The sequence below is a fragment of the Polyangium jinanense genome, assembly GCF_028435265.1.
Classification (GTDB): domain Bacteria; phylum Myxococcota_A; class Polyangia; order Polyangiales; family Polyangiaceae; genus Polyangium; species Polyangium jinanense.
Window position 1 is genome coordinate 81,364 of sequence record NZ_JAGTJK010000030.1, and the last position, 21,597, is coordinate 102,960.

General features: G+C 70.5%; 21 protein-coding genes. 10 read left to right on the forward strand and 11 right to left on the reverse strand.

What is annotated here, in order from left to right:
• Window positions 1–197 precede the first annotated feature (197 nt).
• The 3 genes from KEG38_RS36690 (at window position 198) to KEG38_RS36700 (ending at window position 6,097) form a co-directional block, all read left to right on the forward strand.
• Entirely contained in the window at window positions 198–1,079 is an 882-nt protein-coding gene (locus KEG38_RS36690; protein WP_272425060.1) for a hypothetical protein, read from the forward strand.
• Window positions 1,080–1,111: 32 nt separating this feature from the next.
• Window positions 1,112–1,774, forward strand: coding sequence for a thioredoxin-like domain-containing protein (locus tag KEG38_RS36695; RefSeq protein ID WP_272425061.1), 663 nt, complete (start codon window positions 1,112–1,114; stop codon window positions 1,772–1,774).
• 111 nt (window positions 1,775–1,885) lie between these two features.
• Window positions 1,886–6,097, forward strand: a complete 4,212-nt coding sequence (locus KEG38_RS36700) for a sigma 54-interacting transcriptional regulator (RefSeq protein WP_272425062.1) — start codon at window positions 1,886–1,888, stop codon at window positions 6,095–6,097.
• Between the two features lie 123 nt (window positions 6,098–6,220).
• Here KEG38_RS36700 and KEG38_RS36705 read toward each other — a convergent pair whose 3' ends face one another.
• The 8 genes from KEG38_RS36705 to KEG38_RS36740 all read right to left on the reverse strand — a co-directional run bounded on the left by KEG38_RS36705 (window position 6,221) and on the right by KEG38_RS36740 (window position 14,307).
• Window positions 6,221–6,910, reverse strand: a complete 690-nt coding sequence (locus KEG38_RS36705; RefSeq protein ID WP_272425063.1) for an SCO family protein — start codon at window positions 6,908–6,910, stop codon at window positions 6,221–6,223.
• Window positions 6,911–6,942: 32 nt separating this feature from the next.
• Complete coding sequence (locus KEG38_RS36710) at window positions 6,943–7,401, reverse strand: DUF420 domain-containing protein (protein WP_272425064.1); 459 nt, start codon at window positions 7,399–7,401, stop codon at window positions 6,943–6,945.
• Between the two features lie 9 nt (window positions 7,402–7,410).
• Window positions 7,411–8,367 carry a heme o synthase gene (gene cyoE, locus KEG38_RS36715; protein ID WP_272425065.1) on the reverse strand — a complete coding sequence of 319 codons (957 nt, stop codon included), beginning with the start codon at window positions 8,365–8,367 and terminating at the stop codon, window positions 7,411–7,413.
• A 190-nt stretch (window positions 8,368–8,557) separates the two neighbouring features.
• Window positions 8,558–9,379, reverse strand: a complete 822-nt coding sequence (locus tag KEG38_RS36720; RefSeq protein WP_272425066.1) for a carboxypeptidase regulatory-like domain-containing protein — start codon at window positions 9,377–9,379, stop codon at window positions 8,558–8,560.
• A 119-nt stretch (window positions 9,380–9,498) separates the two neighbouring features.
• The gene (locus KEG38_RS36725; RefSeq protein WP_272425067.1) at window positions 9,499–10,614 is read right to left on the reverse strand and encodes a hypothetical protein; all 1,116 of its coding nucleotides are present in this window, start codon (window positions 10,612–10,614) and stop codon (window positions 9,499–9,501) included.
• Window positions 10,615–10,657: 43 nt separating this feature from the next.
• Window positions 10,658–11,161, reverse strand: a complete 504-nt coding sequence (locus KEG38_RS36730; RefSeq protein WP_272425068.1) for a T3SS (YopN, CesT) and YbjN peptide-binding chaperone 1 — start codon at window positions 11,159–11,161, stop codon at window positions 10,658–10,660.
• Window positions 11,162–11,361: 200 nt separating this feature from the next.
• The gene (locus KEG38_RS36735) at window positions 11,362–13,149 is read right to left on the reverse strand and encodes a hypothetical protein (RefSeq protein ID WP_272425069.1); all 1,788 of its coding nucleotides are present in this window, start codon (window positions 13,147–13,149) and stop codon (window positions 11,362–11,364) included.
• A gap of 312 nt (window positions 13,150–13,461) precedes the next feature.
• On the reverse strand, window positions 13,462–14,307 hold the full coding sequence (locus KEG38_RS36740) for an SDR family NAD(P)-dependent oxidoreductase (RefSeq protein WP_272425070.1): 846 nt from the start codon (window positions 14,305–14,307) through the stop codon (window positions 13,462–13,464).
• Between the two features lie 90 nt (window positions 14,308–14,397).
• Here KEG38_RS36740 and KEG38_RS36745 point away from each other — a divergent pair, with 90 nt between their 5' ends.
• The 4 genes from KEG38_RS36745 to KEG38_RS36760 are packed head-to-tail and all read left to right on the forward strand — an operon-like array spanning window position 14,398 to window position 17,229.
• A complete protein-coding gene (locus KEG38_RS36745; RefSeq protein WP_272425071.1) occupies window positions 14,398–14,568 on the forward strand; it encodes a hypothetical protein in 171 nt (56 codons plus the stop codon).
• A gap of 13 nt (window positions 14,569–14,581) precedes the next feature.
• Window positions 14,582–15,607 (forward strand): lysylphosphatidylglycerol synthase transmembrane domain-containing protein, encoded by a 1,026-nt coding sequence (locus KEG38_RS36750; RefSeq protein WP_272425072.1) that lies wholly within the window; start codon window positions 14,582–14,584, stop codon window positions 15,605–15,607.
• A 19-nt stretch (window positions 15,608–15,626) separates the two neighbouring features.
• Window positions 15,627–16,226 carry an SMI1/KNR4 family protein gene (locus tag KEG38_RS36755; protein WP_272425073.1) on the forward strand — a complete coding sequence of 200 codons (600 nt, stop codon included), beginning with the start codon at window positions 15,627–15,629 and terminating at the stop codon, window positions 16,224–16,226.
• A 13-nt stretch (window positions 16,227–16,239) separates the two neighbouring features.
• A complete protein-coding gene (locus KEG38_RS36760) occupies window positions 16,240–17,229 on the forward strand; it encodes an RluA family pseudouridine synthase (RefSeq protein WP_272425074.1) in 990 nt (329 codons plus the stop codon).
• A gap of 127 nt (window positions 17,230–17,356) precedes the next feature.
• Here the strand turns inward: KEG38_RS36760 and KEG38_RS36765 are convergent, their stop codons facing one another.
• Window positions 17,357–17,620, reverse strand: a complete 264-nt coding sequence (locus KEG38_RS36765; protein ID WP_136931342.1) for a hypothetical protein — start codon at window positions 17,618–17,620, stop codon at window positions 17,357–17,359.
• A gap of 483 nt (window positions 17,621–18,103) precedes the next feature.
• Between KEG38_RS36765 and KEG38_RS36770 the strand changes: the two genes are divergently transcribed.
• The 3 genes from KEG38_RS36770 to KEG38_RS36780 all read left to right on the forward strand — a co-directional run bounded on the left by KEG38_RS36770 (window position 18,104) and on the right by KEG38_RS36780 (window position 19,441).
• Window positions 18,104–18,799 (forward strand): hypothetical protein, encoded by a 696-nt coding sequence (locus tag KEG38_RS36770; protein WP_272425075.1) that lies wholly within the window; start codon window positions 18,104–18,106, stop codon window positions 18,797–18,799.
• A gap of 101 nt (window positions 18,800–18,900) precedes the next feature.
• Window positions 18,901–19,152 carry an addiction module protein gene (locus tag KEG38_RS36775; protein WP_272425076.1) on the forward strand — a complete coding sequence of 84 codons (252 nt, stop codon included), beginning with the start codon at window positions 18,901–18,903 and terminating at the stop codon, window positions 19,150–19,152.
• Entirely contained in the window at window positions 19,130–19,441 is a 312-nt protein-coding gene (locus tag KEG38_RS36780) for a hypothetical protein (protein WP_272425077.1), read from the forward strand. The genes KEG38_RS36775 and KEG38_RS36780 overlap by 23 nt, the downstream gene beginning before the upstream one ends.
• Here KEG38_RS36780 and KEG38_RS36785 read toward each other — a convergent pair.
• Together KEG38_RS36785 and KEG38_RS36790 are read right to left on the reverse strand one after the other, a co-directional pair.
• On the reverse strand, window positions 19,425–20,825 hold the full coding sequence (locus KEG38_RS36785) for a hypothetical protein (RefSeq protein ID WP_272425079.1): 1,401 nt from the start codon (window positions 20,823–20,825) through the stop codon (window positions 19,425–19,427). The genes KEG38_RS36780 and KEG38_RS36785 overlap by 17 nt on opposite strands.
• On the reverse strand, window positions 20,822–21,439 hold the full coding sequence (locus KEG38_RS36790) for a Maf family protein (RefSeq protein ID WP_272425080.1): 618 nt from the start codon (window positions 21,437–21,439) through the stop codon (window positions 20,822–20,824). The genes KEG38_RS36785 and KEG38_RS36790 overlap by 4 nt, the downstream gene beginning before the upstream one ends.
• Window positions 21,440–21,597 lie beyond the last annotated feature (158 nt).

A 21,597-nucleotide genomic window follows, 5' to 3' on the forward strand; every position in this document is an offset into this window, starting at 1 on the left:
CCCTGCTCCCCCTCGCCCTGCCCCTCGTCGGTTGCGACGTAGGCAGCCCTGAGCGCGAGGCCATCGACGCCCCCCCCGTCCACCTGGTCGAAGTCGAGCTGTCCGGGCTCGACGCCGGCGGTCAGCCGACGACGCTGACGCTGACGCCGAGCGCGCCCGCGCCCGCGGACGACAGCCGCGCGCTCTCGACGACGAGCGTGCGCGTCACGTTCGATCGGTTCCTCTTGCCCGGTGAAGCGATCCGGCAAGCGGTCTGCCTGCAGCCGAGCGCGGATCCCGTGCCGACGGCGTCGCAGTGCCGGCAGGGTGTCTTCCTGGAGCCGAGCTACGACCCGGTGCACCGGCGCGTCACGTACCGCCTGCCCGCGATGACGGCGCTCGTGCCCGACACGAAGTACTGGCTCACGGTGCTCGCGGCGACAGAGGCCTCGCCGTTCGGTGTGCGCGCGTTCGACGGCGCGCCGCTCGCGGCGAACGTCGTCCTGCAGTTCACGACGGCCGTGATGGATCCGCCCGGCGGGCCCGTGGATCCGGCGCTCGACGAGGCGGCGCGGCGCGCGGCGTCCGAGGAGCTCTTCTGCACGGCGAGCGCGTGTGTGGCGTCGTGCGCCGTGGATGATCAGCTCTGCATCGACAAGTGCCCCGTCTCGAAGAGCCTGGTCGTCGGCTGCGGCGGCTGCCACGGGCCGCTCGAGGTCGGCTTGGCGGCGATGGGGCTCGATCTGTCGGGCGCGGAGCGGATCCCGGCGATGATCGGGCGCGTCGCGAACCAGACGCAGACGGGCGAGCAGGCCGACGAGGTGGACCTCCGGCCGCGCCGCTTCGGACGGGCGATGCCGCACGTCGACCCGGGCAACGCGGGCAACAGCTACCTGCTCTACAAGATGCTCGCGAGCCCGATCTACGCACGCATGGACGCCGCGAAGGGGCTCGCGCCGGGCGAGATCGACAGGCTGCGCGCATCCGTCGTGGTGGGCTTGCCGATGCCCCCGTACGACCTGTACGCCGCGCCGGAGTCGAGCCTGGAGGCGCTCAGCGCGTGGATCACCACGGGCGCCGAGACGCCGGCCTGCCCCTGAAGCAGACGCCTTCGGCGTGATAGGGTCACGCCATGCCTTACGAGCTTTTGCGTGGCGCGCTCACCTGCACGCTGGTCTTCGTGTCACTCGGGATCGCGGGGTGCGGCGAGGACGCGCCGGTGGGGCCGACGGGGCCGCAGCAAACCGAGGTGCTGACGCCGGACGCGACGCCGCTGCCCGGGGAGACGGAGTGCCGCGTCGTGAAGACGACGAACATCCCGGTCGCGTCGGCGGCCCACCTGGAGCTCTGCAAGGACATCTCGTACGAGACGAACCCGCCGAGCGGAGGAGACCACTGGGGTCAGTGGGCGGCGTTCAAGAAGTACACGACGCCCGTGCCGCGCGAGATGTACGTGCACGACATGGAGCACGGCGCCGTGGTGCTGTCGTATCGCTGCGACGACGCGTGTCCGGAGGTCGTGGCGGCGCTCGAGAAGGTGTTCGACGAGGCCACGGCGGATCCGCTGTGCTTGTCCCAGGGCGCGGGGCCCAAGGCTCGGCTCGTGCTCACGCCGGACAAGGACCTCGACACGCCGATCGCCGCGTCCGCGTGGGGCGCGACCTACACGGCGACGTGCATCGACACGCCGTCGCTCGCGGCGTTCGTGGCGGAGGCGTACGGCAAGGGGCCCGAGTCGCTCTGTAACGCCGGCGTCGACATCGAGGCGGCCCCGCTGACTTGCTCCGAGAACTGAGCTTCCGCTCGCGGCCCGGCCCTCCCCTCCCCTGCCCCGGCAGCGCCTCGAACGAGCGTTCGTGCCACCAGCGTTGACACCTCGAGGCAGAGGTCGAACACTCGATTTCCGATGAACGAGCACAGATCGTCATCGGAGTTGACGGAGCGAAGCTTCGAGCTTCTCGCTCCGGCCGGGAGCGGCGGCGCAGGCGAGGTGTGGCGGGCGCGCGCGCGGCGCGACGGAACGCTCGTCGCGCTGAAGGTCGCGCGTGATGCAGCGGCGCGCGAGGCGATCGCGCGGGAAGCGAGGCACGCGATCCTCGCACTCTCGCCACGTTTGCCCGAGCTCGTCGACGTCGGGTGGTTCGTGCGGGATGGCGACGTCGCGCGCGCGATCGAGGCAGGCGACGATCGCGAAGGCGAGCGGTTCGCGTTCGTGGCGCTGCGCTGGGTCGAAGGCGCGACGCTAAGGGAGCGGGCGCGCGAGGCCGGCGTGGATCGAACGACGCTCGCGCTCGCGGTGGCGCGTGACGCGGGCGAGGCACTCTCGGATCTGCACGAGGTCGGACTCGCGCACGGCGACATCAAGCCGGAGAACGTGCTGCTCGGCTGGGGCGGGCGTGCACACGTGATCGATCTCGGGCTCGCGTGTCCGGTGTACACGGCGCGGATCGAGGGTGGAACGCCGCGGTATCTGGCGCGTGGAGATGCGGATCTTGGGGACGCGCGCGCGCGCGATCTCGTGGCGTTCGGCGCGCTGCTCGCGGAGCTCGTGGACGATGCGGTGGCAGCGTCGGAGCATCCGATCGAAGCGGCACGCGCGGCGCGCCTGCCCGAGCCGATCGCGCTGCTCTGCGCGGCGTTGCTCTCGCCGAGCCCGGGCGCGCGTCCGCCGGCTTCGTGGGTCGCGGAGACGGCGCGGGCGGCGCTCGCGGCGCGGGATGCAGGTTCGGGTCGCGAGCGGGAAGAGCGCGGCGAGCGCGATGCGCGGCGCGTGCGTGCGGCGTATCTGTCGGCGCGACGCGACGAGCTCGCGACGCGATCTTCCGCAGGCACAGGGACGGCGCCGTGGCTCGGCGATGCGCTGGCGTGGGCGCGCCGCGCGCGATCGTTCGTCGACGAGGAGACTTCGCTCACGCAGGACGCGGGCGCGGCTGAGATCGGTCCGCTCGGTCCGGAAGGGATCGCGCGGTGGATGACGTCGCTCGTCGGGAGCCCGGCGGCGGCGTGGCCGACGGGGCCGCTCGGGAAGATCGGAGAAGCGTCGCTCGCGGCAGCGCTCGTGGATCTCGCGCGAAAGCTGCCGCCCGCGGCATGGACCTTCGCGGACGTGGAAGGCGCCGCGCTCGGACGAACGCCCACGACGACGACACCCGAGCGTCCGACGTCGGCGCCGTTCGACATCGAGGAGGTGGCGCGGCTGTCGATCGCGATCGCCGCCGTGCCGCCGGATCCGATGGCGATCGAGCGCGTGGAGCGAGGGGAGAACGTGCCCGCATCGCTGCTCGTGGCAGCCGCGGATGCGCTGCGTCTGTCGGGCGAGCTCGGGCGCGCGAGGAGCCTCGCGCTGCGAGCGCGGGAGCGTCGCGCAAAGGGGGCGGATGCGCTCGCGGCGGAGATATTGCGGCGGGCAGGCGAGCTCGGTGCGGCGCGGGAGATCGCGGCGGAGGCGGATCGACGCGGCGAGGATCCGGACGGGAAAGCGCGCGCGATCCTGGCGCGGATCGCGTTCGACGAGCGGCGCTACGAGGAGGCCGATGCGCTCGTGCAGGGCGCGACGAGCGTGCCCGCGTACGAGGTCGCGGCGCTCGTCGCGGCGACGAAGGGGGATACGGAGCGAGCGCTCGCCGCGATCACGCGCGGCGAGGCGATCGCACGTCGCGCCGAGGAGCACGCGCGGATCGCGGCGCTGCGGGGATACGTGGAGCATGGAGGCGATCCGGCGCGCACACGGAGCGCGTTCGCCGCGGCGGTCGAGCATGCGACACGGGCTGGCGCCGTGGTCGAGGAGGCGACGTACCGAACGGGCGAGGCGGCGGCCGCGGTGGATCTCGGCGATCTCGGCGGCGCGATCGCCACGGCGCGGCGCGCGGCCCTGCTCTGGGAGCACCTCGGCCGGCCGGCGCTCGCGGCCCGCGCGCTCCTCGCACGCGCGGCGGCACATGCAACGGCGGGCGTCGCGCACGAGGCAGAACGTGTCGCGCGGGAAGCGATCGCGCGGGCACGGGAAGGCCGTGACACGCGGGCAGAGGCGTATGCGCTCTGGGCCATCGCGGACGTGTCGACGCGTGGCGCCGCCGAGGGACGACGCGCCGCCGAGCAAGCTCGAGCGCTGCTCGCGGATGCGAGCGGAGACGACAAGTTACGCGCCTCCGCGCGCATGTTGCGTCACGCGGACGCGGCGATCGATCTGGAGACGTGCCTCGAGCTCGATCGTCTCGCGGACACGCCGAGCCTCACCGCGGGCGCGCGGCTCGACTGGTGGCGCGCGCGCGCCGAGGTGCTGCTCGTGGCCTCGGGCGAGCTCGAAACGCGCACCGCGGAGCACGTGCTCGGCGCGATCGTCGCGCTCTCGGATGCGCGCGCGCCCGTGTCGGCACGAGGCCCCTCGATCGCGGCTGGGTATGCACTCGCGGCGCGGCTCGGTCGGGGCGACGTCGCCGTCCGGCTCCTCTCGTCCCTCGGCGACGTCGCGCGTGATCTGCTCTCGCGTGCCTCTCCCGAGCTCGCGCCCTCGATCCGCGCGCTCCCGTGGATCGCGCAGGCCGCGGCCGCGCCGCAGGAAGGCATGCGCGCGGAGCAGGCGCGGGAGCTCGAACAGCTCATCGTCTCGCTGAGTGATCGCGAGCGGCTCCGCTCGCTGCTCGATCGTGTGGTCGACGCGCTCGTGCTCTGGACGGGCGTCGAGCGGGGCTTGCTCCTCCTGCGCGCGCCGGACGGCCGCCTCGTCGCGCGCGCGGCGCGTAACCTCGCGCGGGCCGATCTCCGCGACGAGCAGCTCTCGCTCTCGCAGACCCTCGCGCGGCGCGCGCTCGCGGCGCTGGAGCCCGTCGTCGCCGTGGACGCGGCCGGCGAGTTGCCTGCGGTGCACGTCAGCGTGCATGCCCTGAAGCTGCGGAGCGTGCTCGTCGTGCCGCTCGTCGCGCGCGGCGAGGCGCTCGGCGTGGTCTACCTCGATGATCGCGTGCGGCGCGGCGCGTTCGGTCCGCGCGAGCTCGCGTGGACCCGCACGGTCGCGACGATCGCGGCGCTGGCGATCGCGGACGCGCGGGATCAAGCGCTCCTGCGGCGAGCCGCGCGCAAGGCGAAACGGGCGAGCGCGGCGCTCGAGGAGACGCTGGCGAAGCGAGAGGCCGCGCTCGACGTGGCCGAACGCGAGCTCAACCGGACCCGAGGCACACGCGAGACCCGCTTCGAGTACGACTCCATCGTCGGCGACAGCGAGCCCGTCCGCGCGATGTTGCGGCTCGTGGATCGTGTCACGACCGCCGACGTTCCCGTCCTCATCCATGGCGAATCGGGCAGCGGCAAGGAGCTCGTCGCGCGCGCGATCCACGACAACGGCCCCCGCGCGGGGCGCCCGTTCGTGGGCGAGAACTGCGGCGCGATCCCGGAAGGCCTCCTCGAATCGACGCTCTTCGGCCACGTGCGTGGCGCGTTCACCGGCGCCGACAGACCCCGCTCCGGCCTCTTCGAAGCGGCCGATCGCGGCACGCTCTTCCTCGACGAGATCGGCGAGATGAGCCTCGGCATGCAGGCCAAGCTCCTGCGTGTCCTTCAGGACGGCATGGTCCGACCGCTCGGCACCGAACGCGCGCGCAAGGTCGACGTGCGTATCGTCGCCGCGACCCACCGCGACCTCGACGCCATGGTCCGTGCGCGCACGTTCCGCGAGGATCTCTACTACCGCCTCAACATCATCACGATCCGGATCCCGCCGCTCCGCGAGCGCGCGAGCGACGTCCCGCTCCTCGTGAAGCACATGCTCGCGAAGTACGACCGCTCCGAGGTGCGCGTCACGCGCGCGGCGATGGATCGGCTCATGGCGTTCCCCTGGCCCGGCAACATCCGCCAGCTCGAAAACGAGGTCCGCCGCGCGCTCTTGCTCTGCGACGGCATCATCGAGCGCGAGCACCTCTCGCCCGACATCGCGAACGTCGCCCCGCCCGTCCCCGTGGATCTCGGCTTGCGCGTGCGCCCGCGTGTCGACGCCCTCGAAGCGCAGCTCGTGCGCGAGGCGCTCGAACGCACGAAAGGCAACCAGACCCAGGCCGCGAAGCTCCTCGGCCTCTCGCGCTTCGGCCTGCAGAAGATGATGAAGCGGCTCTCGGTCTCGTTTTGATCAGAGCAGCGACCTGATCGTTGCTCTGCGAGATCGCGCAGCGAGCTCGCCTCGGGGGCTGAATCGGCCGGGCTTTGCCCGGTCGAGAGGGGGACGCGAGGCGTCCCCCTTGGGACGAGCGCTTCACTTCAAGAGGAGCCGCGCGTCCCGCACGATCCCCGTGATCCCCGCCTCGTCCGCATCGTAAAAGCCGCGGATCTTGCCTTCACCGTCGACGAGCACGAGGCGCTCGCCGTGGAAGATCTCGAGGATGCCCTCGCTCGTCTCCTTCTTGCCCATCGCGATCTTGAAGCCGCGCAGCACCACGGTCTCCACCTCGCCGAGCGGACCCGTGAGAAACGTCCAGCGCGCGTCGTCGGCGCCGTACTTGCGACCGTAGGCGGCGAGCACCTCGGGCGTGTCGTTCTCCGGATCGACCGTGAACGTCACGAGGTGGAGCTTGTCGCCGAGATCCTCCGTGCGCTTCTGCACCTCGACCATGCGCTTCGTGAGGCGTGGACACACGCTCGGGCAACTCGTGAACACGAAGTCCGCGATGTACGGCTTGCCCCGCAGATCGGCCGCTCCGAAGGGTTTTCCGTGGTGATCGGTGAGCGTGTACGCGGGCAGCTCGAGCACTGGCTTCGGTGCCGACGGGCGCGGCGTGATCACGATCCGCGTGATCAGCACCAGGACGAACACGATCCCGAAGACGAGCCACGGAAACCGCTTCGCGCGCGCGGGCGTGGGCGACGCCGCAGGTCGCGTGTCTTGCGGGGGTGCGGCCCCCGCGTCCGTTCCGCCCTCGCCTCTGGCCTCCACGCGCGACGTCACGACGTGCGGTGTAGGCGGCGCTCCGCGCACGGTCAAGGCGCGTGGGCCGCGGGCGCGAGCATCGGCGCGAGGTGGTAGAGCATGAGATACACGATGATCCCCGTGACCGAGACGTACGCCCAGATCGGGAACGTGATCTTCGCGAGCTTGCGGTGCGCCTCGAAGCGCCCTTGCCGGCCGAGCCGGAGCGTCACGATCACGAGCGGCAGCGCCGCCATCGCGAGCAGCGTGTGGGTCGAGAGGATCACGAGGTAGATCGTGCGGACGACCCCGACATCGGGGAACCGATGCGTCCCCGTGAGCGCGAAGCGCGCCACGTAGCTCACGAGGAAGACGCCCGACGCGATGAACGCGCCCTGCATTCTCCGCCGGTGCGCCTCGATGTTTCGCTGCTTGATCGCGATGAAGCCGGCGAAGAGCAGCGTCGCGCTGGTCGCGTTGAGTAGCGCGTTCAGCGGCGCGAGGAGACGACCGATGCTTTCAGCGCTCATCGGGGGTGCTCACGCGCCGACGAGCAGCGCGGCTTGCAGCAGCATCAGGTACACGATGGAGATCGCGAAGAGCCTGCGCGCCCATCGTGTCCCGAGCACCGTCGGGCGTAGCCCCCACGCGCCGAAGCCGAGGAAGCCGAGGCCGAGCAGCGCGGCCGAGGCGAGATACACGGGTCCGGCGACGCCCATCGGGACGAGCAGGAGCGAGACCAGCACGAGCGCGAGGAGATACCCGACGATGTGGTTGCGCGTGTGGCGATCCCCGCGCTCGATCGGCATCACCTTGAGACCAGCGCGCTGGTAGTCGCGGCTGCGGAACATCGAGATCGCCAGGAAATGCGGTACTTGCCACAGGAACAGGATGCCGAAGAGCGCCGCGCCGGGGCCGTCGATGCGATCGGTCACCGTCGTCCAGCCGAGCAGCGGCGGGATCGCCCCGGGCACCGAACCGATGAGCAGCGAAAGCGTCGTCTTTCGCTTCAGCGGCGTGTAGATGAGCACGTACGAGAACAACGCGAACGCCCCGAGCAGCGTCGTCGTCATGTTCACCGCGAGACCGAACAAGACGAGCGAGAGCGCCGAGATCGCGAGGCCGAACCAGAGCGCGAGCTTCGGCGAGATCCGGCCCGCGGGCAGCGGTCGGTTCTTCGTCCGGGCCATGAACCCGTCCGTGTCGCGCTCCAGGTACATGTTCAGCGTGTTCGCGCCGCCGACGACGAGAATCGTCGCGAGCAGCGAGAGCATGACAACACCCGGAGACACCCCGGCGAGCCCTTGCTCGCGCGCGTACCGGTTCGCGACCCAGGCCCCGCCCAGCATCGTCGCGACCACGATGACCGTGACGCGAGGCTTGGTCAGCGCGACGAGATCGCGCGCCACAGCCCCGAACGAACGCTCGTGTTGCTCGTACCCCGAATCACGGCGGTTCACGTGCACGTCGCCGAGCGGCTCCGCGGGGATCGTCATGCGCGCACCTCGATAGCAGATGCAGCACCCGGGGGCACGTGTGTGAGGCCAGGAAACACGGCAGCAGCAGCAGCGACCATACAGGACGACGTCATGAAGCGGGGGGAGCCTAGCGCGGGGGCGCTTTGCGCGGGAGGAAAGCCCAGCGCGATCGTGGGGTCAACCCGGGTTCGAGACAACGGGGTCGGGCCTACCAAAGTCCCTGGAGCTCGCCCTGATTTTCGGGCGGCTCCGACTCGGTGCCGTCGAACGAGAAGGCGACCTCGAGCGTCTGCCCGTCGGTCACCGTCACCTCTTGCGTCTTCACGCCGTACCGGGCGTGAAACGCCTCGAGCTTGTACTTCCCGGCCGGCACGCGATCGATGCGGAACGCTCCATCCGCGCCGCTTACCGCGAAGAACGGATGATCGGTGACCACGACGAAGCTCCGCATCCACGGGTGGATGTCGCATCCGAACCGTACGATGCCGGAGGGCGGCAAGCGCTTCGCGATCGGCGGCGATCCCATCGCCGTCGCATCGTTGAAGACCGTCTCGGCGCCCAGGTACGTGTGCACGTTGTGCAGCGTCCGGTCGCTGTTCTTCACGACGACCTCCTGCCCGCTGAGGACGCCCTGGATCCGCGGCACGTACATGCAGTCGAGCTGATCCACGGTCGCGGCCGGCGGCACGTCGTAGCGCCCGTCAAAACTCTTCGGCGCGATGCGGACGAGCACGTCCTTCAGCTTGCCCCCCTGGACGATCACGGCGTCGTGGACGAGCTGTTTGTCCTTGCAGACGTCGGTCGCCTGCGCGCGCTTCGCGGGCACCTTCATCTCGGGCGGCTGTCCCGTGAAGCGCACCTCGCCGCGCAGCGTGGCGCTGCCGAGCTTGCCCGCCGGCGCGGCACTCGCCGCCGCGGACGCCGCGGGCGAGGGCGAGCTCCCCGTCTCCTTCTGGTTCTGGCAGCCCGCCGCGAGGGCGACGAGCATCACGACCGAAGGGACGATCCAGGCTGTTCGATGTGACGTCATGTTCGCGATGCGCCCCGGGAGGGCCCGATCGAGCGCTCCCCGCGTCCTAGTGAACGCTTCGCGGCACGTCAACGGAGCGCGCGGGTTCGTCTCGCCAGATCGTGAGAAAACCGAACCCCTCAGCCCGGACGCGCGCCCTTCGCCTCGCCCGTCCCCGGGCCCTCGCCCGGCGTCGACTCCGCACGCGAGATCGCCGCCCAGAGCCCCCGGTGATCCCGCGATGCGAGCACCGTCGCGAGCGACGCGAGCACGAGCGCGAGCGCGCAGAGCGGCACGTCCGGCGCGCCCCGCGCCACGAGGAGGAGCGCGATCGCCCCCGAGAGCGCCGGCGTCAGCGTGCGCGTCGCGAGCGCCGCGACCGCGATCGCAGGCGCCGCGAACGCGACGAACGTGGCGATCACGGGCGAAGCAAACGGCTCGGGCCGCAAGACCAGATTTTTCGCGGCACGCGCGAGCAGCACGCTCACCGCGGCCGCCTCGTCGGACGTGCCCGCGAGCGCTTGCCGCGTGGCGAACAGCGCGACCGCGAGCGCCGCGACCGTCGCCGGGCTCGTGAGCTTCTTCCCGCGCGACGCGACGAACCCCACGGCCACGGCCATCGCCGCGCCGTCGAGCAAAAGGCCCACCGTCGACACGCCGCGCGCGATCCGCGCGAGCGCCTCCGGCGCGACGCCGTCACGCATCACGATGAGCACCGACGCGACCCGCGAGAGCCCACCGAGCCCGAGCAGCCCCAGCATCACCGCCGTCGCCCGCGCGAACGGCGTCCGCATCGTGTCCCACGCCGCGAGCAGCGCGAGCACGCACGCGACACCGCCGACCAGCACGAGCGAAGCTTCCGGCACGCGCGACGCCGACGCCGAGAGCGTCACGAGCACGACGAGCCCGCTCGCGAACACGGCGCCGAAACGCACCACCGCTGGCAAACCCGCGCGCAGCGCCGACAGCCCGAGCGCCATGGCGCCCACGGTCGCGAGGATCAGGAAGAACTGCGACATCGCCGCGCCCGCGAGCTCGAGGTAGTCGCCCGTCCTGCCGAGGCCGACGGCCAGGCCTCGCACCGAGGGGCCGAACGCACGTCCGAGCAGCATCGCGAGCACCCCGAACACCGCGAGCGGCCGGACGAACCCGAGCACACCGAAGCTCGTCGGGGGCTGCTCACGTGACGCGGGCGGGGCGGATCGGGGCGCTTCGGACGCTTCGGGCGCTTCGGTGCTTTCGCCTTCCGTGCTCATCGGGGTCGGGCTCGTCGCAAGCGGCTCCCTGCAAGGCGCAGGCTCACGCATCGCTCCAGTCGCGGAGGTGGACCGTGTCGTCGAAGAACGCCGAGGCGGCTGAGGCGTCGATCAGGTCCTGCATGCGATGCCCCCCGAATTCTTCGAAAATCCGGTCGTCGTACTCGTCGGCGATGACCGACATGTCGCGCAGCGCGGCGAGGATTTCGTCCGGATCGAGCGTCTCGCCGCCGAGCAGCGTGTGCACGAGGACCACACACGCGCCCTGCGGAACGTAACCGAAGGCCCCGAACCGGAGGCGCGCGTTCATGCGCAGGAGCTTCATCGCGAGGTCGGGCGTCATCTCGACCCCGCGGACGAGCTGAGCCACGAATCGCACGACGGCGCGGTCGGGCTCCCACGGGATGATCTGGATGTAGATGTACGCCGTCCCCTGTCGGACCACGTAGAAGCGCGGCTCGACACGGACGAAAGCCGGCGAGTCCGCGAGCGTTTGCTCGATCCGCGCGATGCTCACGCGAGCGGCGGATGCAGCGTCCTTGGACATCGTGGGGCGATGCTACCAGCTTCGGGGCGGGCCGTCTCGCGTTGTCCTAGACAAACCTGCCATCCTTCAATCGTCGAGGTTGTTGCACAGGCTCCTGCGCGAATCGTTGCATCGAGCACCGCGGCCTTTGCACCAGAGGTCCAGGGCTGCGCCCTGGTCGGGTCCGGGGTGAAACCCCGGCGCTGCGCTGTCGAGCCACCTCAGCGGGTCGGAACAGGGAGGAGCGGCGGTGGGCCACGTCGCTCATCCGAGGGCGTGAGCGTCGGCGCACGCGGCGGACCGACCGGCGAGACGCCGCTTCCGCCCTTCGGGTCGGGCAGGAGATACGGATAGGCGTTGCGCGTGCTGCACGCGTCCACCGGATCGCGGTGGAACTCCCAGTGCAGATAGACCCGGCCGTCGTGCGACACGATCGCGTCGGGCGCTTTTCCGAACGGCGAGGCGCGGTTCATCGAGTTCAGCGCCACGATGTCGAAGGCCGTCATCCCGCTCGCCTTCGTCACGCCCATCTTCACGATCTTTCCCTCGTCCTTGCTCAGCACGATCTCAAGGTGCGTGACGAGGTTCTTGTTGAACGTGTGCTCCTGCGGGAGGTTGTCGAGCGACGCGAGGAACTCCTCGGCGAAGATCGGGTGCAGGCGGTTGTGGATCGTGTTCAGGTACGCCGCGAACGCGGACTGCGCGGCGTTCAGCGCCGTCTGGTTTCCGACCTTCACCGTCGGCTCGTAGTTCTCGATCGCCGCCTTGTACTTGCCGAAGTTGTTCTTCTCCCACTTGCCGCGGTGCGCGCTGCGCCGCGCCGCACCGTCCGCCGCGCGCTCGGCCTCGAGTTTTTCCCGACCGACCGAAGCCTCGAAGCCCGCGTGCGACAGATTCAGGTTCGGCCCACCCGCGATCCCGGGCGCGCCGAGGCCCACGGAGCCGACCTTCACCGGGCTCTGATAAGGCGCCGGTTGCCGCTTCTTTCCGGCCTTGCGGCTCTTGCCGTCGCCGCCGGGGTTTGCCGGATCCATCGTGAACCCGCCTGCGCCCACGCCCGCGACAACCTCGGGTGACGCGGGGCCCGCGCCGCCGGGGCTCGCAGGCGGAGCTGCGGGCGTCTTCGGCGCATTCGCGCCTCCACCGGTCGTTCCACCAGGCGCCATCGGTGGCGGCGAGGCCTTCGCGATCGCGGCCGCGGGCGGCGCGGGCTTGGCCGTGTGGTGGTGCTCGGCGCTCTCGCTGCGATCCTTCGACTCGCCGGGCGCCTTGTTCGAGCCGGCTTTCTCCTCGCTCTCGGCGACCTTCTCGTGGTCGTCGTTCCCCTCGCCCGAGGTTGCGGGCTTCTTCATCTCGCCCGCGTTCGGATTCGCGTGATCCTGATCATGGGACCTGAGGCGCGCGACCGTCTCTTCCTTCACGGTGTTCGCCTGATCCGCGATGCGGCTCGCGTCAGGATTGTCCTTCTGGTTCGGCTCGACGTGCTGGCGCACCGCGATGCGGCGATCCGGCTCGATCGGCTTCGGCGGCTCCTGCTTCGCGACGTCCTCCGGAGGCGGAGGAGGCGGCGGCGGTGGAGGCGGCGGAGGCGGCGGCGCCACGAGCGGAGGCGGCGGCGGGATCACCTTCGGCTCCTCCTTGGGAGGCTCGACCTTGGGCGGCTCGACCTTCGGCTCTTCCTTCTTCGGCGGAGGCGGCTTGATCTTGGGCGGCAACGGCTGCTCCGGCACCGCATCCGGATCCGGCTTTTCGTCGTCGTTCGTCTCGTCGGCCTTCTCCTCGGGCGGCTCGGCCTCCTGCGGCGAAGGCGTCGCGGGCGCATCGACGAGGACCTCGAACTCCGTGTCCTGCGGACGCAGCCCCTCGCGAACCGACTCGACGAGACTCCGGATTTGTGCGCGATCCTCGACGACCTGCGCGACCTCCACCGCACCGTTACCGCCCGCCCAGTGGACGACGATGGCTGCAGAGATCCAGAGCAGCAGGGGGATGTGGGCTTCGCGCGACATGCCGGTTCGTGAGGCTCCCGGGGCGGAAGGGGCAGATCGTGGGAACGAACCCAGCACCCACCCATTCGACGTGGCCGGGAGACTTCACCCGGCAAAACGACGAGTTACCCAGCGACGAAGTCCTGAGCGAAAGCTCACGACGGCCGCCGCTGAAAATCGAAACTAGCATCCGTGTCCGAGCCCAGCAACGACCGGGATGGCCGAAACGGGCCGTTCCGGGCGGGATCTTGGGCGGAGAACGGGACGCGTTCGTGAGCCTCGGCGCAAGGCACGGGCGGAAACCAGCGAAGAACGTCGTCCGCCCGCCCGTTCTCAGACCTTCGTGATCGCGTCCCAGTGGTCGGCGATCTCCTGGGCCGTCCACGCCGCGCCCTCGTCTTTGAACTTTCCCGCGCTTTGCACGACCTTGTACGCGAAGACCTGCGAGCCCGTGACGGCGAGGACGTGCCCCGTCCGATCCCCGCAAAGCTCGGAGCCCAGGAAGAGCGCCGCCGGCGCGATGTGCTCCGGCGTGAGCGACTCCATGCCGGCCTGGAACATCGGAAGATCCTCGGTCATGCGCGTCTTCGCCACCGGCGCGAGCGCGTTCACCGTGATGCGATGCTTCTGCAGCTCGATCGCCGCGGTCCGCGTAAAACCGTAAATGCCGGCCTTCGCGGCCGCGTAGTTCGATTGCCCGAAGTTGCCGAGCATGCCCGAGACGCTCGTCGTGTTGACGATGCGCCCGCCGCCGCCCTGCGCGACGAGCTGCTTCACCACGGCCTGCGTGACGAGGAACGTGCCCTTGAGGTGCACGGCGACGACGCTGTCCCACTGCTCCTCGTCGAGCTTGAGCAGCGTCTTGTCCCGCAGGATGCCCGCGTTGTTGACGAGCACGTCGATGCGGCCGAAGGCGTCGAGCGCGGTCTTCACGATGCCCGCCGCGCCCGCGGCCGTCGCCACCGAGTCGAAGTTCGCGACCGCGACGCCGCCCGACGCCGTGATCTCGTCCACGACCTTTCGCGCCATGGCGTCGCTTCCGCCGGTTCCGTCGCGCGCGCCGCCGACGTCGTTGACGACCACCTTCGCGCCTTCCCGGGCGAAGAGAAGCGCCTCGGCGCGGCCGATTCCGCCGCCCGCGCCCGTGATGATTGCCACTTTGCCGTCGAGCAGACCCATCCCATGCCTCCTTCGAACCGCGTCCTTGTCGCGTCGTGGAGAATACCGCTTCTTGCCCTTCCCCCTAGGCCCGTGTAACGACGAGCCCGCGTGAACTCGCTTCAGACGAGAACGGAACGGCCCCCCGAGGGCCTGGCCCGCGGAATCGTGGTCGCGCCCAAGTGGGCCGTCGCCGCGCTCGGCGCTGCTGTGGTGCTGGGCGCGATCATCTACCTCGTCGTGCGCGTCCGTCGCGCCCGGAAGAACCTGAGAGCGCCTTGAACGGAGCGGACTCTTGAACACGCTGGTCCGTCGCGTCGTGGTGGTGATGCTGCTCGGCGTCGCCCTCTACGGCGGCCTCGTCCTCTACCGCGACGCGAACCTCATCGCCGCGCGCCTCGCGACGTACGCTTGGTCCACGTTCGGGATCGCCTGCGCCCTCGCGTTCGGGAACTACCTCCTGCGCTACTTCAAGTGGGAGTACTACCTCGCCCGGCTCGACATCCGCGGCGTGCCCAAGTTCGAGAGCCTGCTCGTGTTCCTGTCGGGGTTCGTCCTGACGGTCACACCCGGCAAGGTCGGCGAGGTCTTCAAGTCGCTGATCCTGTTCCAGCTCCGCAAGGTGCCGATCGAGCGCACCGCGCCGATCGTCATCGCCGAGCGCGTGACCGATCTCATCGGCGTGATCGCGATCATCGCCATCGGCAGCGCGAGCTTCCCCGGCGGCGCGATCTGGGCCGGCATCGGCGCAGTCACCGTGGTCGCGCTGCTCGTCTTCGTCTCGGTCCCCGCGGTGAGCGGCGCCGTCGTGCGGCTCCTCCCCAAACTCCCGGGGCCGCTCGGGCGCGTGGGCGGCAAGGTCGCGCCGAAGATCGAAGAGGCGCTCTCGGGCCTCCGCACGATCGTCTCGCCCGCGCAGCTCGTGTGGCCGACGCTGCTCTCGATCGGCGCGTGGTCGCTCGAAGGTGTGGGGCTCTGGGTGATCCTGCGCGGCTTCGGTGAGCAGGCGTCGATGCCGCTCACGATGTTCTTCTACTCGACGGCGACGCTCGCGGGCGCGCTCGTGCCGGTCCCGGGTGGGCTCGGCGTGACGGAAAAACTGCTCGAAGAGCAGATGTCGCGGCTCGGCGGCGTGGAGGCGGCGACGTCGACGGCGGCCATGATCCTCGTGCGGTTTGCCACGTTGTGGTTTGCCGTCGCCGTCGGGTTCGCGGCGCTCGGGCTGCTCCGCGCCAAACATGGCGCGGCCGTTCTCGGCGGGCAGCCCGTGCCGGAAGGGTCCGGAGATCAACGGAATCTCTTGACAGAACGCACACCTTGACGGTCGGCTACGCGGAGCCATGGCGACCATCGAACGAGGGATCGGGCTGGTACAGCGCGTCATCGAGGAGCTCTCGAAGCGCCCGGAGGGAGCGGGCGTGGTCGGCGCGAGCTCGAGCGCGCTCGACGCCCTCGAGTCCAAGCTGATGGTAGAGCTGCCGCCGACCCTGCGGACGTTCCTCGCCTACGACTTCACGTTCGCGAGCTTCGGCAAGCGCTTCAAGGGCCGGCACCGCTTCGGCACCGATCCACGCGCACCGCAGCCGAAGATGAGCTCGGTCCGCAAGCTCGCCGAGGCGATGGTCGAGCTCGGATGGACCGACTCGCGCATCCGCGGCAAGGTCGTGCGTCTGCCGAACAAGCCAGGGCAGCCCTGGAACGCGCTCTACCTCGGCGAGGCGCGGCGCGACGGCGAGCTCGTGATCCTCGGCCTCGAGAACGACGAGACGAACGTGCGCGTCTTCCCGCGGTACACGGCCTTCGACCTCTACCTCGCGCACCAGCTCGGCGTGCTCAAGCTGCGCCAGAGCGCGATGCTCGACGACCTCGACTCGCACCTCGCGCACAACCCGGAGCTCGTCTCGCGCGAAGAGGACGAGGACGAGAGCACGGACTACTGATTCGCGGTCCGTGATGCGACGCGCGCCCGAGCCCCTCGTCACCTCGTCGTTCGAAGCGAGCGCGACCGATCCGCGCGACCGCCTCGACAAGCTCGTCGTGCGCCTGCTGGAGAAATCAGGCACGGCCGCATCACGCGCCGCGGTGCAGCGCTGGATCGAGAACGGGCGCGTGCTCGTCGACGGCAAGCCGGGCCGCGCGTCGATGGCCGTCGCCGCGGGCGCGCGGATCGACGTGACCCCGGAGCCGCCGGAGCCTTCTCGCGCGGAGCCGGACGCGTCGATCCCGCTCGCCGTGGTGTACGAGGACGCGCACCTCGTCGTCATCGACAAGCCCGCGGGGCTCGTGGTGCATCCGGCGAAGGGGCACGCGAGCGGGACCCTGGTCAACGCGCTGCTCGGCCGCGGCGGCTTCGAACGTGCGGGCGCCGATCCGCGAGATCCCGAGGGGCACTTGCGGCCCGGGATCGTGCATCGGCTCGACAAGGACACGAGTGGTCTGCTCGTCGTGGCGAAGGATGCGGAGACACGCGAGGCGCTGAAGGCGTGCTTCGCGAAGCACGACATCGAGCGCGAATACGTGGCCGTCGTCGTGGGCGAGGCGAAGGAGGCGACCTTCGAGACGCTGCACGGCCGGCATCCGACGGATCGGCTGCGGTTCACGACGCACGTGCAGGAGGGCAAGCGCGCGGTGACGCGCGTGCACGTGCTCGAACGGCTCGGACCGGCGACGCTCGTCGCGTGCCGTCTGGAGACGGGGCGCACGCATCAGATCCGCGTGCACCTGTCGGAGCGGGGGAAGACGCCGATCCTCGGCGATGCTCTGTACGGGAAGCCGCCCCGGGATCCGGGGCTCCGCGCGATCGCGGAGTCGCTCGGGCGTCAGGCGCTGCATGCGCGGGTGCTCGGCTTCGAGCACCCGGCGACGGGCAACCGTCTGCACTTCGAAAGCCCGATCCCCGCGGACATGGCCCGCGTGATCGAGGCGCTGCGGCGAGCCTGCTGAGAAGGGGCGTTGCCCCTTCACCCCACCAGGGGCTGTCCGCCCCTGGACCCGGACCAGCGCAAGCGCTGGACCCAGGGTCGATGAACTGCGCGATGCGCAGTTCATCCAGGCCGAGCAAGCCGCGTTGCTACCAGATCTTCGACTTCACGTGCCCCTTCGACTTCACGAGGATGTCGACGATGGCACGGTCGTAGAAATTCTTGGCGTAGAGGTCGGGGGAGACGCGGCTCTTGTAGAGGGCGCGCCCCTCCTCGATCTCCTCGGCGAGGACGGTGAAGAGATCGTCGTTCTGGATCCCTTGGACGATCTTCTCTTCGTTGTAGAGCGAGAGGTCGCTCGCAATGGCGCGCGCCAAACGGCGTGCGGCCTCCTCGGTCTCGATCAGGGGCATCGGGTCGTCTCCTCCGAACCTCGAACAGCGGACTCCAGCTAGAGCCCTCAGGCGCAAGAATGCTCGGGTTCGCGGAGCGTGTCAAAGTCGCGGTGATCGGGCTGCCGGAGGCGAACCCGGAGAGGCCTCTGGACGGCACAGAAGCGTGCGGGATCGCACAGGGATGGGCGTCTGCAGCGCGCAGAGGTGCATCGGGGGTTGATCTGCGGGGGTTCGGGGCTCTGCGGAGCGACGCGTCGTTGGGGTTCGAGGCGGATCGGCGCGGCGCGGAGGAGTGTCCATGCGTGCACGGCAGGACGACTGCTCGGCGCAGAAGGGGATCCCGGCGCGGTGGGGAGGGGTTCTGCATGCGGCGGAGGTGCTCGCGAGCGCGATGTCCACGGTTCTGATCAAGACAGGGCCGTATCCGTTCCTGCTCGGGTGGTGTCCTGCCCTTGTCAGACGGAACCCTCATGGTTAGCCCTTCCGGTTCTGGAGGCGCACATGGCGGATCGGTACATCGACGACGGCGAGGTCAGCGAATACGGCAGGCATTTCGTGACGGAGGCGAAGAAGCTCGTCGGGGCTTCGGAGCTCGTGGACGTCGCGAAGCTGATCGCGCGGGTGCTCGGCGCGGTGGAGGCGGTGGAGACGGAGCTCGCGAAGGTGAGGAGCCAGCGGAGCGAGGTGCGCACGGAGCGCGGGGGGACGGGCGAGGCAGAGGAGGCCGTGCGCGACGTGGTGACGCGGTTCCATGCGTATCTGCGATCGCTACCGAAGGGGACGAGCTTCGATTTCGAGGCGTTTTACCCGGGGAAAAACCTGGGTGAGGTCGCGGCGCTGAAGCCGGCGGATTTGGTCACCAAGGCGGCGGACGTGCTGCGAGGGTTCGACGTCGCGCGGAACGCAGGGCTCGATGCGTTCGTGCCGTGGAAGCAGGAGATCGCCGGGGCACGCTCCGCGCTCGACGCGGCGCTGTCGGGCAAGAGCGGGGCGGCGAATCGGTCGGTGACGACGACGGCGGGGCTCGCGGCAGCGCGGGCTCACTTTCTGAAGACGTACAACCAGGTGGCGAAGCCGATCGTGCGCGGGGTTTTGAATGAGCTCGGGCGGGGGGAGGAGGTTCGGCTGTTCTTCAAGGATTTGACAGTGCAGGAGGGGCGGGGGCGCGGGGGGAACGGGGAGGAGGAGCAGCCGTGAGCCTGGTGGACGACCGAACGAGAAGAACTCGACGCCGCCCCGGGCTGACGGCGCCGCCCGCCCCCGTGCCCGGCGTGCCCGAGCCGTGCTACCTTTGTCCCATGTCCACGCAAGAGCTGCTCGCCTACGTCCTGAAGCTCCCTCGCGAAGAGCGGGTGCAGGTCGCGGAGGCGCTTCTCCTCAGCCTGGAAATCCTCGACGAAGAGGAAGTCGCGGCGACGTGGGCGCCCGAGCTGGAGCGCCGTTCGCGAAAGGTCGCAGAGGGGAAGGTCCAGACCATCGCGTGGGGAGACGCGCGGACGGAACTCCTCACCGAGCTTGCGGAGCGTCGTGCGCGTCGAGCTGCTTTCTGAAGCACGTAGCGAGCTTCAGGCAGCAGCCCACTGGTACGACGAGCAGCAACCCGGGCTCGGGGACGAGTTCGTCGGCGCAGTCTCGCGGGTGATCGAAAGCGTGCGTAAAACCCCCGCGGCGTTTCCGGTTTGGCCCGGCACGGAAGGCGGTCCCACGCTCATTCGAAGAGCCCTCGTCGATCGGTTTCCTTACGCGGTCGCGTTCGAGGTTCACGCCGAGTGCGTGCTCGTGCTCGGGATCCCCCACACGCGGCGGCACCCCCTGTATTGGCTCAAGCGCGCGTTCTAGTCCGCGCGAACACGAGCCCCGCCATCCCCGCAATCAGCGGAAACGTCACGAGCCCGTAGCGTCCCGCGCCGAAAAAAACCGCGTGCGTGAGCAGGGTCGCGCCGAGGACGGTCACCGCAGCGGCAGGCAGGACGGGGCCGCGGAGCAGGGAGCGGCCGCCGAGCAGCGCCGCCACGACCAGGGCCGCGTAGGCGACCCACGCGTGCACCTGGAACAAGAACACGAGCCCGAGGCCCACGACGGCGAGCGTGGCGATGCGGCGGGCGCGGCTTGCCGACGTCGAGAGCGCGAGGCCGACGAGCGCGAGGGCGAGGACGCCGCGCTCGTAGAGCGTCTCGGCCACGCCGAGACCGAACTTGCAGCGCTCGCCGCAGGCCGCGCCGTTCGATTCGTGGAGGTACCAGCCGGCGGCGCCGCAGTAGTCGAAGGTCGCGGCGAGTTTTCGCGGGACGAGCGAGAGCCACGCGCCCGGGTGCTCGGTGATGTAGAGCGTGGCCGCGCGGCCGAAGCAGGCGTCCTTGCCCGCTTCGTCCCAGACCTCGCGGCACGCGTCGGGGACCTTGATCGGCGACCACGCGCCGGTCGACGCGGGATCTGCGCCGATGAGCAGGTTCCAGCCGCCGTTGACGCTGACGAGCGCGCAGCGGTTCATGCGCTCGCAATTGCGGATCGTCCACGGCGCGCACACGGCGAGAGCCGCAGCTGTCGCGAGCGCGCCGAAGCCGAGCGTGAGCGCACGCGCACGAGGTCCCGTGAGCGGCGCGACCGCAACGAGCGCGAAGAGCGGCGCGAAGACGAGGCTCTGGGGGCGAACGAGCGTCGCGAGGCCAACGACGATGCCGAGGACAGCGGTGCGTGCCCCGATCGTACGTCGCGCGCCGAGAGGCACGGCGTCACGCACCCATGCGGCCGCCCACGCGGCGCACGCGACGAGCGAGGCCGTGACGCCCTCGCTCATGAGCGCAGGCGTGTACGCGACGAGGCCGGGATGCAGCGCGACGAGCAAGCCCGCCACGAGCGCCGGGCCCGGGGGAACCGCGCGCGCCGCGAGGCGATGGACGGCGACGGCCGCGAGCGCGCCGAGCAAGCCGTTGAGCGCCATCGCGACGCCCGGATGCGCGCCGAAGAGCGCGTACGCTCCGCCGATGAGCGCGGGGTATCCGACGGGGTAATGCGCGGCGTACGTGACGACGCCGTCGGGCCAGAGCCACGTGTAGCCGAGGCCTGCGGCAACACGCTCGGCGATGCGGTGATAGAACGTGCCGTCCGCAGCCTCTGGGAAGCGCGACGCGGCCCAGGCGATGACGGCGAGCCGCGCGACGAGCGCGGCCGCGAGCACGATCCAGGTGTCCCGCGAGCGGGGCGCCGCGCGCTCGGATGTCACGCGACCGGGGGGCGTGGGAAACGCCCGAGCAGGCCCCCCCCGCGCAAGGCGGCGATCACCTCGCACGCAGGGAGGCCTACGACGTTGGAGTACGAACCTTCGATGCGCGCCACGGCAAAACTCCCGATGCCCTGGATCGCGTACGCGCCGGCCTTGTCGAGCCCTTCGCCGGTCGCGGCGTACGCCTTGATCTCGTCGGCATCGAGCGCGCGGAAGAAGACGCGCGTGCGCACGGTCTCGGCGTGAACGGGGCGCGTGGGCTCGGCGCCGGAGGCGATGGCGAAGCGGGTCCAGACCTCGTGCTCGCGCCCCGCGAGGGCCGTGAGCATGGCCCGCGCTTCGGCGTCGTCTGCGGGTTTTCCGAGCGCTCTTTCGCCGAGGATCACCGACGTGTCGGCCACGAGCACCGCGCCCACGCCCACCGCGTGGGGCACCGCTCGGGCGAGCTTGTCCGCCACGATCCGCTCGAGGTAGGGCCCCGGCTTCTCCCCCGGCAGGAGCCGCTCGTCGATGTCGAGGGACACGACCCTGAGGGGCAGGCCGAGCGTCCCGAGGATCTCGCGGCGCCGCGGCGACGCCGAGCCCAGCAGCAAGGGGTGCGTTTCGTCGATCATGGCGGGTTCCGGGCCTTCGCGGCGCGCCTGTCCTACCACGGCTTCTTCGACATGGCAGGCTCGCCGCGTTTGCCGTTTTGACTCCGGACGGGAAAGGAGTAGACGTGCAGCGCGCCGTACGCCGGACGCGTCCGCCTCTCGCGGGCACGAAAGGCGCT

What these genes read in the sequence shown, in the direction of transcription:
- KEG38_RS36695 (WP_272425061.1), top strand. Translation starts at nt 1,112, where the DNA reads ATGCCTTACGAGCTTTTGCGTGGCGCGCTCACCTGCACGCTGGTCTTC.
- KEG38_RS36700 (WP_272425062.1), top strand. Translation starts at nt 1,886, where the DNA reads ATGAACGAGCACAGATCGTCATCGGAGTTGACGGAGCGAAGCTTCGAG.
- KEG38_RS36710 (WP_272425064.1), bottom strand. Translation starts at nt 7,401, where the DNA reads ATGAGCGCTGAAAGCATCGGTCGTCTCCTCGCGCCGCTGAACGCGCTA.
- cyoE (WP_272425065.1), bottom strand. Translation starts at nt 8,367, where the DNA reads ATGACGATCCCCGCGGAGCCGCTCGGCGACGTGCACGTGAACCGCCGT.
- KEG38_RS36720 (WP_272425066.1), bottom strand. Translation starts at nt 9,379, where the DNA reads ATGACGTCACATCGAACAGCCTGGATCGTCCCTTCGGTCGTGATGCTC.
- KEG38_RS36725 (WP_272425067.1), bottom strand. Translation starts at nt 10,614, where the DNA reads ATGAGCACGGAAGGCGAAAGCACCGAAGCGCCCGAAGCGTCCGAAGCG.
- KEG38_RS36730 (WP_272425068.1), bottom strand. Translation starts at nt 11,161, where the DNA reads ATGTCCAAGGACGCTGCATCCGCCGCTCGCGTGAGCATCGCGCGGATC.
- KEG38_RS36735 (WP_272425069.1), bottom strand. Translation starts at nt 13,149, where the DNA reads ATGTCGCGCGAAGCCCACATCCCCCTGCTGCTCTGGATCTCTGCAGCC.
- KEG38_RS36740 (WP_272425070.1), bottom strand. Translation starts at nt 14,307, where the DNA reads ATGGGTCTGCTCGACGGCAAAGTGGCAATCATCACGGGCGCGGGCGGC.
- KEG38_RS36755 (WP_272425073.1), top strand. Translation starts at nt 15,627, where the DNA reads ATGGCGACCATCGAACGAGGGATCGGGCTGGTACAGCGCGTCATCGAG.
- KEG38_RS36760 (WP_272425074.1), top strand. Translation starts at nt 16,240, where the DNA reads ATGCGACGCGCGCCCGAGCCCCTCGTCACCTCGTCGTTCGAAGCGAGC.
- KEG38_RS36765 (WP_136931342.1), bottom strand. Translation starts at nt 17,620, where the DNA reads ATGCCCCTGATCGAGACCGAGGAGGCCGCACGCCGTTTGGCGCGCGCC.
- KEG38_RS36770 (WP_272425075.1), top strand. Translation starts at nt 18,104, where the DNA reads ATGGCGGATCGGTACATCGACGACGGCGAGGTCAGCGAATACGGCAGG.
- KEG38_RS36775 (WP_272425076.1), top strand. Translation starts at nt 18,901, where the DNA reads ATGTCCACGCAAGAGCTGCTCGCCTACGTCCTGAAGCTCCCTCGCGAA.
- KEG38_RS36790 (WP_272425080.1), bottom strand. Translation starts at nt 21,439, where the DNA reads ATGATCGACGAAACGCACCCCTTGCTGCTGGGCTCGGCGTCGCCGCGG.